Source organism: Serratia sp. HMSC15F11, assembly GCF_001808215.1.
GTDB classification, from domain to species: domain Bacteria; phylum Pseudomonadota; class Gammaproteobacteria; order Enterobacterales; family Enterobacteriaceae; genus Serratia; species Serratia nevei.
In genome coordinates this window covers 106,594-120,976 of sequence record NZ_KV792405.1, presented here as the reverse complement: position 1 = coordinate 120,976, position 14,383 = coordinate 106,594, and the positions used below count along the sequence as shown (strand labels likewise).

Below are 14,383 nucleotides of genomic sequence, written 5' to 3'. Positions count from 1 at the left end.
AAGCCCTGAACGTCAGTTCAGGGCTTTTTGCTATGCGTAAAACGCAAAAAAGCGCAGCTACGCTGCGCCGTTCAACCACTCGACAATAAAGTCGGCGATGCTTTCCGGTTGATTGAGATCCAACTGCTTAGCCGCGATGGATAGCGGCCGGTCGCTGGCTACCGCCACGACAAACTGATCCAGCATGTCTTCCAACGGTCTGCCGATCTCGGCCCGATAAAGCAGGATCTTGCTGACCGGCTCATGTTTGAACCCTTCCACCAGGATCAAATCGACCTTATCGGCATCAAAACGTTCTGCCAGGTAGCGCAGGTCCAAAGGTTGTTGTTCCGGCGTTTCGGTCATTAATGCCCAGCGGCGATCGCTGGCGACCAGCGTTTGGTCGGCCCCCGCTTTGCGCAGCTCATAGCTGTCTTTACCCGGGGTATCCACATCCATGTCATGATGCGTATGCTTTATCAAACCAACCCTCACCTGGCGCTGTTTCAGCATCGGGATCAGCTGTTTGAGCAGGGTGGTTTTTCCCGTTCCGCTATAGGCACCGATGGCCAGCAAGGGGGGCAATGAACGATTCATTTCTTTAGCTCGCGTGCTTGCTGCCAATTCCGGCAGTCTTCCGGCGTATTCAGATTATGAAATGCCGCTTGTTGCCCGCTGAACACCACGCGTTGTGCGTTAATCTGATGCAAGAACAGCATCAGCTTGCGTTCACCCCGCGCCAGATAGTCAGCCAGCTGTGGCGCTGTTTGGGTATGCAATAACGCCAGCGTAGGATGATCCCGTTCGCCATCGCTGGCAAAGGCCGCTGGCGCTGCGCCTTTTTGCTGCCACAGCTGCGCGACTAAGTCGGCGGGAAAGTCGGGGACGTCACAAGGGACAAAGGCCACCCACTCGTTGGGAGATTGCTTGAGCCCGGCGAGCATCCCGGCCAACGGCCCGGCGAAATTGGGCGTCAGATCGCCAATTACCGGCAAACCGCTCGTCTGGTAGCGTGCCTGATTGCGGTTGGCGCTGATGGCAACGGAAGCCACCTGCGGCCGTAACCGGGCCAGAACATACTGATAGAGTGCGATACCGCCAATCGACACCAGGCCCTTATCCTCACCGCCCATGCGCGTGGCTCGCCCGCCGGCCAAAATGACGCCGCTGATTTCTTTATGCATCTCGTTTATCCCGCCTTGTCGATGCGCTGATTGTAGCGCTAAAGCCGGCGTGACATCAGGATTTACCTTTATTGACAAGCCGGTTCTTTCACTGCGTGGGTAAGCCTGTTACTTTGTGAGTTTATTCATGCTATTGGACGATATTGAGATGAAAACGCATCGCGTAAACGAGTTGATCGAGCTGTTGCACCCGGCCTGGCAGGAAGATCCCGATCTCAATTTGATGCAGTTTTTGCAAAAACTGGCGAAGGAAGCGGGCTTCCAGGGCGAGTTGTCCGAGCTGAGCGATGATATTCTTATTTACCACCTGAAAATGCGCGGCAGCGCCGGCACGGATCAGATCCCGGGCCTGAAGAAAGATTACGAAGAAGATTTTAAAACGGCGCTGTTGCGCGCTCGCGGGGTTATTAAGGACTGACCTTCGTGCGGTGCGAGAAAGCATAGCTCGTGAAACGCGCCATTAATGCTACTATTTCTCATTCCCGGCACCGTGCTGTCAGCGATCAAACGAACGTTATGAATAACTCTGCTTTTAATTTCGACACCCTGTCGCCCGATTTGATCATGGACGCGCTAGAAGGGATTGGCCTACGCGTCGATTCCGGCCTGACGGCGCTGAACAGCTATGAGAACCGCGTCTATCAGTTTATGGACGAGGATCGTCGACGCTACGTGGTGAAGTTTTACCGCCCGGAGCGCTGGAGCGCCGCACAAATCGGTGAGGAACATCAGTTCGCTCTGGATCTGGCCGGCGCAGAGATCCCGGCGGTGGCGCCGTTGGCGTTGCAAGGCGCTACGCTGCATACGCACGGCGGCTTTTTCTTTGCCCTGTTCCCCAGCGTGGGCGGGCGGCAGTATGAGATAGACAACCTGGATCAGTTGGAATGGGTGGGTCGTTTCTTGGGGCGCATCCATCAGGTCGGCGGTGAGCGTTTGTTCGCCGAGCGGCCGACGATGGGGATTGAAGAGTATCTCACCGCCCCGCGTCAGGCGCTGGCCGGTTGCGAGCTGTTGCCGGCAGCGCAGCGTGAGGGGTTCCTGCAGGCGACGGATAACCTGATCGCGGCGATCAAGCCGCACTGGCATCTGAACTGGCAGCCGCGCCGTTTGCACGGCGATTGCCATCCGGGCAATATTCTGTGGCGTGATGGCCCGCTGTTCGTCGATCTTGATGACGCGCGCAATGGCCCTGCGGTACAGGATCTGTGGATGCTGTTGCACGGCGAACGTCGCGACCAACTGATGCAGCTGGACGTTTTGCTGGAGGCGTACGGCGAATTTGCCGAGTTCGATCAGCGCGAGCTGGCGTTGATCGAGCCGCTGCGGGCGATGCGCATGGTGTATTACCTGGCCTGGGTCGCTCGCCGTTGGCAGGATCCGGCCTTCCCTAAGAGTTTTCCGTGGATGGCGGAGTCTGATTTCTGGTTATCTCAGATTGCGGCGTTTAATGAACAGGTTAAGCTGTTGCAGGAGCCTCCTCTGCAGCTGACGCCAATGTATTGAAGCTTTAACACAATGGAGAGTTTAGTCTTATGAAAAAAATATGGTTGGCGCTCGTTGGCATGGTGATGGCATTCAGCGCCTCGGCGGCACAGTTTAGCGATGGCACTCAGTACGTGACCCTGGACAAGCCGGTGACCGGTGAGCCGCAGGTGTTGGAGTTCTTCTCCTTTTACTGCCCACACTGCTACCAGTTTGAGCAGGTCTATCACGTGTCCGAGAACGTGAAAAAAGCGTTGCCTGCCGGCACCAAAATGACCAAGTACCACGTGGAGTTCCTGGGGCCGTTGGGCAAACAGCTGACTCAGGCGTGGGCGGTCGCGATGGCGCTGGGCGTGGAAGACAAAGTAAGCCCGCTGATGTTTGAAGCGGTGCAGAAAACCCAGACCGTGCAAACGCCGGACGATATCCGTAACGTCTTCGTGAAAGCGGGCGTAACCGCCGCAGATTATGACGCGGCCTGGAACAGCTTCGTGGTGAAATCTCTGGTGGTTCAACAGGAGAAAGCCGCAGAAGATCTGCAGCTGCGCGGCGTGCCGGCGGTATTCGTCAACGGCAAATACATGGTTAAAAACGATGGCCTGGACACCAGCTCGATGGACGCTTACGTGAAGCAGTTCGCCGATGTGGTTAAATTCCTCAGCCAGCAGAAATAAGCCTGATTCAACATGAAAAACGCCGGCATCGCGCCGGCATCGCCGGCGTTTTTTTATCCGTATTGCCGCTTCAATTTATCCAGCAACCGGTCTTTTTCCTGCCACAGCGTATTCAGCCACAGCTGGAAGCGCCGCTTGAACTGTTTGTCGTTGAAGTAGTCCCCGTGCAGGGTTTCATCGATCGGTAGCGTCTCTATTCTCACCACGATACGCGTCAGGCGGCCGCACAGCATATCCAGAAAGGGCCGCTGGTTATTTTCCGGATAAAGCAGGGTGACGTTCAACACTTTGTCGAACTGATTGCCCAGCGCGCTAAGGGTAAACGCGATGCCGGCAGCTTTGGGCGCCAGCAAATTGCGATAAGGTGAATTGCTTTTAATTTTCTTGGCTTCGGTGAAGCGTGAACCTTCGACGAAATTGACGATGGTGGTTGGGCGCTGACGGAATTTTTCGCAGGAACGGCGCGTCGTTTCGATATCCTTGCCGCGTTTCTCGGGGTGTTTGAGCAAATAGGCGCGGGAGTAACGCTTCATGAATGGCATATCCAGCGCCCAGCAGGCCAGGCCGACAAACGGCACCCAGGCGAGCTGCTGCTTGAGGAAGTACTTATTCATTGGAATATGATTTCTGAACAGCACGCACAATACGACAATGTCCGACCAACTTTCGTGGTTGCTGATCAGCAGATACCAGTTTTTGCGATCCAGCCCTTCCAGCCCTTCAATATCCCAACGCAACTGCCCGTTAATGCGCAATAACAGCGCCAGCCCTTGGCACCAACACCACATCATGAAATCGGCGAAAGCCGAGATATATCGCCAAACGGCGGGAATGGGCACCAGGAGTTTCACGATGCCGGCCAGCGTGATGGGGATGGAGCACAACACCGTCACCAGAATGGTAAGTATGACGGAAATGATAAAGATAACAGGCGTTAACAATCTTGGCATGATTATGGGCTGACGGTTGGTGGGAACATCGTTGCATGCCAAAGCGCATGAACAAAAACGCATTTTAACAGAAATCGCCGGGGTAAAGCGCCGCTAAAAATCACTGTTTTTCGTCTCATCGGATAACCCTTTGCTGAGTTTTCGTGCAACTTGTCCAGCTTGTGCTATGGTAATTGAGGCGCCGAATTTGATTAATAGTGCGATTAAAATCCGGCGAAAGTTATATCCACAAATCCAATGAAAGCCAATAATAAAGCGTCGCCGGAATTCGTTCTTTTAACGCGTTGATTTAAATAGTAATTTTATTCGCCGTTATAACGATAATCGCAGCGTTATAATTCGGTCTCTTTTCTATGCACAAAGTTATCCACAGGTAAGATCTTGCGGATCCTCGCGCACAATCACATCATTTTCGTCCGCAATGCACGCTAAGGTTCGTCTCCGGCGGCCAGCTATGGCATGCTTACCCCTATGTTCGATCACGATAAAGAAACGCTATGGCCCAGATTGCAGAAAACCCACTAATCCTGGTTGACGGTTCCTCTTACCTCTACCGCGCTTATCACGCCTTCCCGCCGCTGACCAACTCGGCGGGCGAGCCGACCGGCGCGATGTACGGCGTGCTGAATATGCTGCGCAGTCTACTGTTGCAGTATCAACCGAGCCACGTTGCCGTGGTGTTTGATGCCAAAGGGAAGACCTTCCGCGATGATCTGTTCGCTGAATACAAGTCGCACCGGCCGCCGATGCCGGACGATCTGCGCGCGCAGATCGAGCCGCTGCACAACATGGTCAAGGCGATGGGCCTGCCGCTGTTGGTGACGCCCGGCGTAGAGGCGGATGACGTGATCGGTACGCTGGCGCTGGAGGCCGAAAAGGCCGGCCACGCGGTGCTGATCAGCACCGGCGACAAAGACATGGCGCAGCTGGTGACGCCGAACGTCACCCTGATCAACACCATGAACAACACGATCCTCGGCCCGCAGGAAGTGTGCGACAAGTACGGCATTCCGCCGGAGCTAATCATCGACTTCCTGGCGCTGATGGGCGATTCATCGGACAATATTCCCGGCGTGCCGGGCGTGGGCGAGAAAACCGCCCAGGCGTTGCTGCAGGGCATCGGCGGGCTGGATGCCTTGTATGGCAATCTGGAGAGCATCGCCACGCTGAGCTTCCGCGGTGCCAAAACCATGGCGGCCAAGCTGGAGCAGAATAAAGAGGTCGCGTATCTCTCCTATAAGCTGGCGACGATCAAAACTGACGTCGAGTTGGATCTGACCTGCGCTGAGCTGACGGTGTCCGAGCCGGATGTCGATACGCTGCAACAGCTGTTCAAACAGTACGAGTTCAAACGCTGGCTGGCGGACGTGGAAGCCGGCGTCTGGTTGGAAAACAAGAAAGGCGCGGGTGCGAAAGCTGCCGGCGCCGCCAAACCGGCCGTAGCCGCGGAAGCGCCGAAGGCACTGGCGGAGGCCAAGCTGTCTCAGGACGGTTATGTCACCATCCTGGACGAAGCGACCTTTACCGACTGGCTGGCGCGGCTGAAGAAGGCCGAGGTGTTTGCCTTCGATACCGAAACCGACGGCCTGGATACCCTGACCGCCAATCTGATCGGCCTGTCCTTTGCGATTGCGCCGGGCGAAGCGGCTTATTTGCCGGTGGCGCACGATTATCTGGATGCGCCGGCGCAGCTGGATCGCGCTTACGTGCTGGAGGCGCTCAAGCCGCTGCTGGAAGACGAGAAAGCGCTGAAGGTCGGGCAAAATCTGAAGTTCGATATGAGCCTGCTGGCGCGTTACGGCATCGAGATGCGCGGCATCGCCTACGACACCATGCTGGAGTCCTATGTGCTGGACAGCGTCGGCGGCCGTCATGATATGGACAGCCTGGCCGATCGTTATCTGGGCCACAAAACCATCACCTTCGAAGAGATCGCCGGCAAGGGCAAGAACCAGCTGACGTTCAATCAGATCGCGCTTGAGCAGGCGGCGCCTTACGCTGCCGAAGACGCCGATGTCACGCTGCAGCTGCACCTGGCGATGTGGCCGCAGCTGAAGCAGAGCGCAGAGCTGCTGACGGTGTTCAACGAGATTGAAATGCCGCTGCTGCCGGTGCTGTCGCATATCGAACGTACCGGGGTGCTGATCGATCCGGCCATTTTATCGGCCCACTCGCAGGAGCTGGCCAAGCGTCTGGCTGAGCTGGAGGCGCAGGCTCACGAGCTGGCGGAAGAGCCGTTCAACCTGGCGTCGACCAAGCAGCTGCAGGCTATCTTGTACGAAAAACAAAAGCTGCCGGTGCTGAAGAAAACCCCGGGCGGGGCGCCATCCACCAACGAAGAGGTGCTGGCCGAGTTGGCGCTCGACTACCCGCTGCCGAAAGTGATTCTGGAATACCGCGGTTTGGCGAAGCTGAAGACCACCTATACCGACAAGCTGCCGCTGATGATCAATCCGGTCAGCGGTCGGGTGCATACCTCGTACCACCAGGCGGTGACCGCCACCGGCCGTCTTTCCTCAAGCGATCCGAACCTGCAGAACATCCCGGTGCGCAACGAAGAAGGGCGTCGTATTCGCCAGGCCTTTATCGCGCCGGAAGGTTACCGCATCGTCGCGGCCGACTACTCGCAGATCGAGCTGCGCATCATGGCGCATCTGTCACAGGATGAGGGGTTGCTGAAAGCCTTCGCCGAAGGGAAAGACATCCACCGCGCCACGGCGTCGGAAGTCTTCGGCGTGCCGCTGGATAAAGTGACCGGTGAGCAGCGCCGCAGCGCCAAGGCGATTAACTTCGGTCTGATTTACGGCATGAGCGCCTTCGGCCTGGCGCGTCAGCTGGGGATCCCGCGTGGGGAAGCCCAGCGCTATATGGATCTGTACTTCGAGCGTTACCCGGGCGTGCTGGACTACATGGAGCGCACCCGCCAGCAGGCTTCCGAACAGGGCTATGTCAGCACGCTGGATGGGCGCCGCCTGTATCTGCCGGACGTCCGCTCCAGCAATGCCATGCGCCGCAAGGCGGCCGAGCGTGCCGCCATCAACGCCCCGATGCAGGGCACGGCGGCCGACATTATCAAACGTGCGATGATCGAGGTCGACGCCTGGCTGCAAGGGCAGGAGAAGCCGCTGGTGCGCGCGATCATGCAGGTGCACGATGAATTGGTGTTTGAGGTGCACGAGTCGGTGATCGAAGAAGCCAGCCAACGTATCCGCCAATTGATGGAGGGCAGCATGACGCTGGCGGTGCCGTTGAAGGTCGACGTGGGCGTCGGCATGAACTGGGATGAGGCGCACTGATCGCCAGTTTATCGCCGGATGTGCTAACTGGCGAGAACCTAAGCATTTTTCGTAATTAAGCTACAAGATGCGGCGATAGTTTCTCCAACTTCGCCGTTCTTGCGCCGCAAATTGTGTAAGTAAACTACAAAAAATTCTTTTGCCCTGCGAAAAAATGATGTAGAGTTACAGGCGTAGGGTACAGAGGTAAGATGTTCTATCTTTCAGACCTTTTACTTCACGTAATCGGATTTGGCTGAATATTTAGCCGCCCCAGTCAGTATTGACTGGGGCGTTTTTTATTGTAAAAACAGCAGCAAACCATACGTTTTTCCTATCTCTTCGCACCGTTTTTCGTGCCCGCTCCCGCTCCCGCTCCCTCAACGCCGTGATTTGGTGAGATCAGCCTGCCCTGGCGATAAGTTTTTATGATGGCTTTATTTCAGAACTGTAATTAGATAACAAAAAATCCCGCCTGTGGCTGAACTGCGGGCATAAAAAAGCCGATGCGGTGAGGCATCGGCTCTGGCGTTCAGCCTGGGCTTATTCGCCGGCTTCGTCTTCCGGCAGCACTTCCGGCGGGATCTCGTTAAACCAGGTATCCAGCTTCTGGCGCAGCTTGTCGACACCGATCTTCTTCAGCGACGAGAAGGCTTCAACCTGGATATCCCCCATAAACGGCAGCACCGCTTCACGCACCATATTGAGCTGCGCCTTGCGTGCGCCGGAGGCCAGTTTGTCGGCCTTGGTCAGCAGCACCAGCACCGGGGTGCCGACGTCGACCGCCCACTGGATCATCTGCTGGTCGAGATCTTTCAGCGGATGGCGGATATCCATCAGCACCACCAGGCCCTTCAGGCTGTTACGCATCTGCAGGTATTCGCCCAGCGCGCGCTGCCATTTGCGCTTCATTTCTTCCGGCACTTCGGCGTAGCCGTAACCCGGCAGGTCGACCAGGCGGATGCCGTCTTCCACTTCGAACAGGTTGATCAGCTGGGTGCGCCCCGGCGTCTTACTGGTGCGCGCCAGGCTTTTTTGGTTGGTCAGGGTATTCAGCGCGCTGGATTTCCCGGCGTTGGAACGGCCGGCAAAGGCGACTTCAATTCCTGCATCCCCCGGCAGATGGCGAATATCGGGTGCGCTGGTGACGAAATGGGTCACATGATAGTTGTAGTTCTTGCTGGTCAAAATTTTTCGTCTCCGTGAGGATGGCTAACTGGTTGGCGATTATAACTGCATCAGCGGTAAAAATGGCGTGTTTCTCGGTTTTTAAGCGGCGGGACGCGATAAAACGACAGTTATGCCGCGCGTAGGTTGTGAGACATTTGCCATTCGAATCGCGGGTAATGTCGCTTTATTCGAAAGTGATATTTCTGTTTTTATTTTAAAAACAACATGTTGTTTTTTCGTTGTAGGGAAATGTCATTCAAATCGGCGTCAGGTGCCTTGAGCCTTCGCTACAATAACGTAAAGTAGTCGTTAACGCAGGGTTGCGCAGGATTAGGGAACATCCGGGAAGGATGACAAATCTCAGGGAACGCACAGGGCGTGCAATGAGTGCCAGGATGAACGCAAAAGGAAGTGACCCTTTCGCACCGGAATAGGCGGCAGGCACATCGGATGGTGAAGTATCGGCAATTTGGATGCCCGCAGGAAGCGCGCTCGGGAAGAGCGGATGCGAATGGATTGCGCCATGGACGATTTTTCTTTCAGGATGAAGGACGTAGTGGCAAGGAATGCGGTTATAGCAGAGGGAAAAACCGGGATGTTGCATGTACGCAAGGAGCGCGTAACAGGAATACCCTTCGCGAGAAGGTGCGAAATAGGCGGCAGGTTTAACCTGCCGCCTTTTTTCTTTGTCCGCTTTCTGCTAGATTCCGCCGCAATTCTATACTGAATCTACATACCTAAGAGCACACGCTATGAACCAGCCATCAAAAGCACCTCGCGGCAGCGCGGCGAAGTCAAAAACGAAAAAGAAAAGCCGTATGGAGCTCGATCAGGAAGCGCGCGAACGCAAACGCCTGAAAAAGCGCCGTGGCCTTGCTTCCGGTTCGCGCACCCAGGTCGAGTCCGGCAGCCAGAAAAACAAATCGGCGGCGGCAGCCAAAGATCCGCGTATTGGCAGTAAAGTGCCGGTTGCGCTGGTGGTCGACGAGACCAAAGTGAAGGCCAAACCGCAGCCGAAACCAAAGGCCGAAGCGAAACCGCGCCTGTCGCCGGAAGAAGAGCTGGCGAAGCTGGAAAATGACGAGCGCCTGAACGCGCTGCTGGATCGCATCGACGACGGTGAAACGCTGAACGCGGAAGATCAAGCGTATGTCGACAAGACGCTGGATCGCATCGATGTGCTGATGGACGTGCTGGGCATCGAGCTGGGCGAAGACGACGACGAAGAAGAAGAAAAGCAGGAAGATATTCTGAAGCTGCTGAAAGGCGGCAATCCGAAAGACGCCTTTTAACGCGCTATGTGGCTAATCCCGACAATAGCCCTACTCTTTATGTGTTATCTGCTGTGGTTATTCGGTAAACTATGGCGGCTGTCTAAGCGCAAAGCGCGTTTTCGCAGCGCTTCCGTGGCCAGACAGCGCAGACAACCGCCCCTCTCCCGGCCCGGTAGAAAAAGATATCGGAAGGAGTGAGCATGTCAGAGCAGACGATTGTCTGGGATTTGGCCCTGATCCAAAAATATAACTACTCAGGGCCGCGTTATACCTCATACCCCACGGCGCTGGAGTTTAACCAGCGCTACGACGAAGCGGCGTTTCAACGCGCCGCTGCGCGCTACCCTGAGCGGCCGCTGTCGCTGTACGTGCATATCCCTTTCTGCCATAAGCTGTGCTACTTCTGCGGCTGCAACAAGCTGGTGACGCGCCAGACGCACAAGGCCGACGAATACCTGAACGTTTTGGCGCAAGAGATCGCCAGCCGTGCGCCGCTGTTCGCCGGCCGTAAGGTCGGCCAGATGCACTGGGGCGGCGGTACGCCGACCTACCTGGATAAAGCGCAAATCAGCCGGCTGGTGGCGTTGCTGCGCGAACACTTTGATTTCCTGCCCGATGCGGAGATGTCGATCGAGGTCGATCCGCGTGAGATAGAGCTGGATGTGCTCGATCATTTACGCGCCGAAGGCTTTAACCGTCTGAGCATGGGGGTGCAGGATTTTAACAAGCAGGTGCAGCAGCTGGTTAACCGCGAGCAGGACGAGGCCTTTATCTTTGCCCTGATAGAGAGGGCCAAAGCGCTGGGCTTCCGCTCGACCAATATCGATCTGATCTACGGCCTGCCGAAACAGACGCCGGAAAGCTTCGCTTTCACGCTGCAGCGGGTGGCTGAGCTGAATCCCGATCGCCTCAGCGTGTTCAACTACGCGCATATGCCGAACTTGTTCGCCGCCCAGCGCAAAATCAAAGACGCCGACCTGCCGGGCGCGCAGCAGAAGCTGGATATCCTGCAGCAGAGCATCGCTTTCCTGACCGGCGCCGGCTATCAGTTCATCGGCATGGATCACTTTGCGCGCCCGGACGACGAGCTGGCGATTGCGCAACGCGAAGGCAAGCTGCATCGAAATTTCCAGGGCTATACCACCCAGGGCGACAGCGATCTGCTGGGGCTGGGCGTGTCGGCCATCAGCATGCTTGGCGACGGCTATGCGCAGAACCAGAAAGAGCTGAAGCGTTACTATGACAGCGTACAGGCGCAGGGTAATGCGCTGTGGCGCGGGCTGGCGCTGACGGACGACGATTGCCTGCGGCGCGATCTGATCAAAACCCTGATCTGCAATTTCCGGTTGGCGTATCCGCCGCTCGAACGGCAATACGGCATCGACTTTACCGCTTACTTCGCCGAAGACCTGCAGCTGCTGGCGCCGTTTGAACGCGATGGGCTGGTGGAGCGGGACGAGCAGGGCATCCGCGTCACGCCGCGCGGGCGCTTGCTGATCCGCAATATCTGCATGTGTTTTGACCGCTATCTGCGGCAACAGGCGCGCAGCCAGCAATTCTCACGGGTGATCTGAGGATGAAAAAACAGCCGCTGATGCGGCTGTTTTTTTAACTGAAGAAGTTAATCAGCGCGGCGCACAACACCGCGGCAACCGCCGCCTGCGGGGTGTGGCTGGCGGCGGAGCCCAGCTCCGCGCCCTGAGAAATGAATACGATGAATGAGTCCAGCATCGTCAACCTCCAGAGTGTGCGACACGATCATACTGCGCCCGCACCGGCTGTAAAGCCTGCGGTTGGCGTTTTTTTGTGCGCCGGACTGCGTTTTTCATCATCCATCCCCGTTCCTATTCCATGCCCAGCTCTTTAAGCTTGCGGGTCAGAGTATTTCGCCCCCAGCCCAGCAGGCGCGCGGCTTCCTGTTTGTGCCCCTGGGTGTGGCGCAGCGCGGTGGTGAGCAGCGTGCGCTCCATTTCCGGCTGTGCTTCCGAAAGCAGGTTTTGATGACCGGAACGCAGCGCGCGATCGGCCCACTGTGCCAGCAGCGTGGCCCAGCTGTCCGGCAGACTGTGGCTGGGGCTCTCCGGCGCGGCGGTTTCGAACAGTTCGCTCGGCAGATCCTGAATCAGCACCTCTTGCCCGGCGGCCATCACCGTCAGCCAGCGGCAGGTGTTCTCCAGCTGGCGCACGTTGCCCGGCCAGGGCAGGCGGGTCAGCGCGGTTTCGGTTTCCGGGTGCAGGTTTTTGGCTTCGACGCCTAACTCTTTGGCGGCGATCTGCAGGAAGTGGCGCGCCAGCCGCGGGATGTCTTCACGGCGCTCGCGCAGCGGCGGCAGGTGTACGCGGATCACGTTCAAGCGGTGGAACAGATCCTCGCGGAACTTGCCTTCCTGCACCCGCAGCTCCAGGTTCTGGTGCGTGGCGGCGATGATGCGTACGTCGACCTTCACCGGCGCATAGCCGCCGACCCGGTAGAACTGGCCGTCCGCCAGCACCCGCAGCAGGCGCGTTTGCACGTCGAGCGGCATATCGCCGATCTCGTCGAGGAACAGCGTGCCGCCGTCGGCCTGTTCAAAGCGCCCCTGACGGATTTGGTTCGCGCCGGTGAAGGCGCCTTTCTCGTGGCCGAACAGCTCGGACTCGATCAGGTCCTTGGGGATGGCGGCCATGTTCAGGGCGATGAACGGCGACTTGGCGCGCGGGCTGTGGCGGTGCAGCGCATGCGCCACCAGCTCCTTGCCGGTGCCGGATTCGCCGTTGATCAACACGCTGATCGACGAACGCGAGAGCCGGCCGATGATGCGAAACACGTCCTGCATCGCCGGCGCTTCGCCGATGATGTCCGCCGCCGGATCGCTGGCCGGCTGGCTGCGCACCGGCTGCTGCTGCTCCTGATAATGGCTGATGGCGCGCTCGACCAGCGCCACCGCTTCGTCGATGTCGAACGGCTTCGGCAGGTAGTCGAAGGCCCCTTGCTGATAGGCGCTGACGGCGGCGTCCAAATCCGAATGCGCGGTCATGATGATCACCGGCAGCATCGGATGGCGCTGTTTGATCTGCTTGAGCAGCGCCAGGCCGTCTATACCCGGCATGCGGATATCGGACAGCAGCACGTCGGGGGTTTGCGTGGCCAAGGCTTCCAGCACGTCATTGCCGCCTTCGAAGGTGGCGCAGCTCAGGCCCGCGCCGGTGAGCGCGCGCTCAAGCACCCAGCGGATGGAGCTATCGTCATCGACGATCCAGATTATCCCTCGTTGCATAGCAAACCTCACTGACGAATGGGCAGGTAGACCGAGAATTCGGTATGACCTGGCCAACTGTTGAATTCAATTTTTCCGCAATGCTGATCGATAAGATTGCGGGCGATGGATAATCCCAGGCCGGTACCGCCTTCACGGCCGCTGACCATCGGGTAAAACAGCGTGTCCTGCAGCTGCGCCGGTACGCCAGGGCCGTCGTCTTCGACGTCGATGCGCGCCGCCAGGCGGTAGCGGGTGCCGTGCAACGTAATCTGAAACGCGGTGCGGGTGCGCAGCGTGATGGTGCCGCCCGCCTCGCCCAGCGCCTGCAGCGCATTGCGGGTGATGTTCAGCAGCACCTGTTCAATCTGATCCGGATCGTGGGCCATTTCCGGCAGGCTGGGATCGTAGTCGCGCACCAGCGTGACGTTATCCGGCATTTCCAGCGACACCAGCTGGCAGACGCGCTCCGCGACCTGATGAATGCTTTGGGTAATGTGCTGGCCGGGCCGCTGAGGCCCGAGCAGGCGATCCACCAGATTGCGCAGCCGATCGGCCTGCTCAATGATCACCTTGGTATATTCGGTCAGCGCCGGATCGGGCAGCGCCTTGGCCAACAGCTGCGCTGCGCCGCGCAGGCCGCCCAATGGATTTTTAATCTCGTGCGCCAAACCGCGCACCAGATCGCGGGCCGCCACCTGTTGGGCATGCTGCAGCTGTTCCTGACTCAGGCGGCGCTGATTGTCCATCGGCGCCAGCTCGACCAGGATATAGCCTTCCGGCAGCGCCTGAGCGGTCAGGGAAAGGATGTGCGCACGGCCGTCGACCACCAGGGTCACTTCGTTGTCGGTGAAGCCCTGACCGGCGCGCAGGCTTTCGCGCATCAAAGAGACGTTCAGCGAAAAATAACCGAGCAAATCGGGCAGCGGCGTGCCGAACAGCTTGCGGGAGCTTTGCGCCAGCAGCTGCTGTGCCGCCGGGTTGGCGTAGTGAACCGCCAGTGAGTCATCCAACAGCAGGATGCTGTTGATGAGTGAATTGAGGATCTGCCCAGCATCGGGCAGCTTGCCAGTTGCCATACAGCAGACTCCTGCACCTTTTTAGTGCATCTATCCTACTCCATCCGGGATCGGCGCGGTATGGAATAGTTTTGCAGAAA

Annotated in this window: 13 protein-coding genes; 6 read left to right on the top strand and 7 right to left on the bottom strand. The window is 57.7% G+C overall.

Features of this window, described 5'->3' with window-relative positions:
* Window positions 1–57 precede the first annotated feature (57 nt).
* The gene (gene mobB / locus HMPREF3138_RS06655; RefSeq protein ID WP_038872517.1) at window positions 58–576 is read right to left on the bottom strand and encodes a molybdopterin-guanine dinucleotide biosynthesis protein MobB; all 519 of its coding nucleotides are present in this window, start codon (window positions 574–576) and stop codon (window positions 58–60) included.
* Window positions 573–1,163 (bottom strand): molybdenum cofactor guanylyltransferase MobA, encoded by a 591-nt coding sequence (gene mobA / locus HMPREF3138_RS06650; protein WP_038872520.1) that lies wholly within the window; start codon window positions 1,161–1,163, stop codon window positions 573–575. The genes mobB and mobA overlap by 4 nt, the downstream gene beginning before the upstream one ends.
* Before the next feature lie 148 nt (window positions 1,164–1,311).
* On the opposite strand from mobA, the gene HMPREF3138_RS06645 reads away from it, so the two are divergent.
* The 3 genes from HMPREF3138_RS06645 to dsbA all read left to right on the top strand — a co-directional run bounded on the left by HMPREF3138_RS06645 (window position 1,312) and on the right by dsbA (window position 3,319).
* Entirely contained in the window at window positions 1,312–1,581 is a 270-nt protein-coding gene (locus HMPREF3138_RS06645) for a YihD family protein (protein WP_004931268.1), read from the top strand.
* A 98-nt stretch (window positions 1,582–1,679) separates the two neighbouring features.
* A complete protein-coding gene (locus tag HMPREF3138_RS06640; protein ID WP_038872522.1) occupies window positions 1,680–2,666 on the top strand; it encodes a serine/threonine protein kinase in 987 nt (328 codons plus the stop codon).
* A gap of 29 nt (window positions 2,667–2,695) precedes the next feature.
* Window positions 2,696–3,319, top strand: a complete 624-nt coding sequence (gene dsbA / locus HMPREF3138_RS06635; RefSeq protein WP_025304721.1) for a thiol:disulfide interchange protein DsbA — start codon at window positions 2,696–2,698, stop codon at window positions 3,317–3,319.
* Between the two features lie 53 nt (window positions 3,320–3,372).
* On the opposite strand, the gene HMPREF3138_RS06630 is transcribed toward dsbA, so the two are convergent.
* A complete protein-coding gene (locus HMPREF3138_RS06630) occupies window positions 3,373–4,269 on the bottom strand; it encodes an acyltransferase (protein ID WP_033636498.1) in 897 nt (298 codons plus the stop codon).
* Window positions 4,270–4,766: 497 nt separating this feature from the next.
* Between HMPREF3138_RS06630 and polA the strand changes: the two genes are divergently transcribed.
* Window positions 4,767–7,565: a DNA polymerase I gene (gene polA / locus HMPREF3138_RS06625; RefSeq protein WP_038872530.1), complete on the top strand. Its 2,799-nt coding sequence runs from the start codon at window positions 4,767–4,769 to the stop codon at window positions 7,563–7,565.
* A gap of 522 nt (window positions 7,566–8,087) precedes the next feature.
* On the opposite strand, the gene yihA is transcribed toward polA, so the two are convergent.
* Window positions 8,088–8,732 carry a ribosome biogenesis GTP-binding protein YihA/YsxC gene (gene yihA, locus HMPREF3138_RS06620; RefSeq protein WP_019452177.1) on the bottom strand — a complete coding sequence of 215 codons (645 nt, stop codon included), beginning with the start codon at window positions 8,730–8,732 and terminating at the stop codon, window positions 8,088–8,090.
* A gap of 734 nt (window positions 8,733–9,466) precedes the next feature.
* Here yihA and yihI point away from each other — a divergent pair.
* Window positions 9,467–10,006: a Der GTPase-activating protein YihI gene (yihI, locus tag HMPREF3138_RS06610; protein WP_048232248.1), complete on the top strand. Its 540-nt coding sequence runs from the start codon at window positions 9,467–9,469 to the stop codon at window positions 10,004–10,006.
* Between the two features lie 182 nt (window positions 10,007–10,188).
* On the top strand, window positions 10,189–11,562 hold the full coding sequence (hemN, locus tag HMPREF3138_RS06605) for an oxygen-independent coproporphyrinogen III oxidase (protein WP_038872540.1): 1,374 nt from the start codon (window positions 10,189–10,191) through the stop codon (window positions 11,560–11,562).
* A gap of 34 nt (window positions 11,563–11,596) precedes the next feature.
* Here hemN and HMPREF3138_RS26140 read toward each other — a convergent pair whose 3' ends face one another.
* The 3 genes from HMPREF3138_RS26140 to glnL form a co-directional block, all read right to left on the bottom strand.
* Window positions 11,597–11,719, bottom strand: coding sequence for a YshB family small membrane protein (locus HMPREF3138_RS26140; protein ID WP_015379453.1), 123 nt, complete (start codon window positions 11,717–11,719; stop codon window positions 11,597–11,599).
* A gap of 113 nt (window positions 11,720–11,832) precedes the next feature.
* Entirely contained in the window at window positions 11,833–13,245 is a 1,413-nt protein-coding gene (glnG, locus tag HMPREF3138_RS06600) for a nitrogen regulation protein NR(I) (protein WP_038872543.1), read from the bottom strand.
* An 8-nt stretch (window positions 13,246–13,253) separates the two neighbouring features.
* The gene (glnL, locus tag HMPREF3138_RS06595; RefSeq protein WP_004931246.1) at window positions 13,254–14,303 is read right to left on the bottom strand and encodes a nitrogen regulation protein NR(II); all 1,050 of its coding nucleotides are present in this window, start codon (window positions 14,301–14,303) and stop codon (window positions 13,254–13,256) included.
* Window positions 14,304–14,383: the final 80 nt, after the last annotated feature.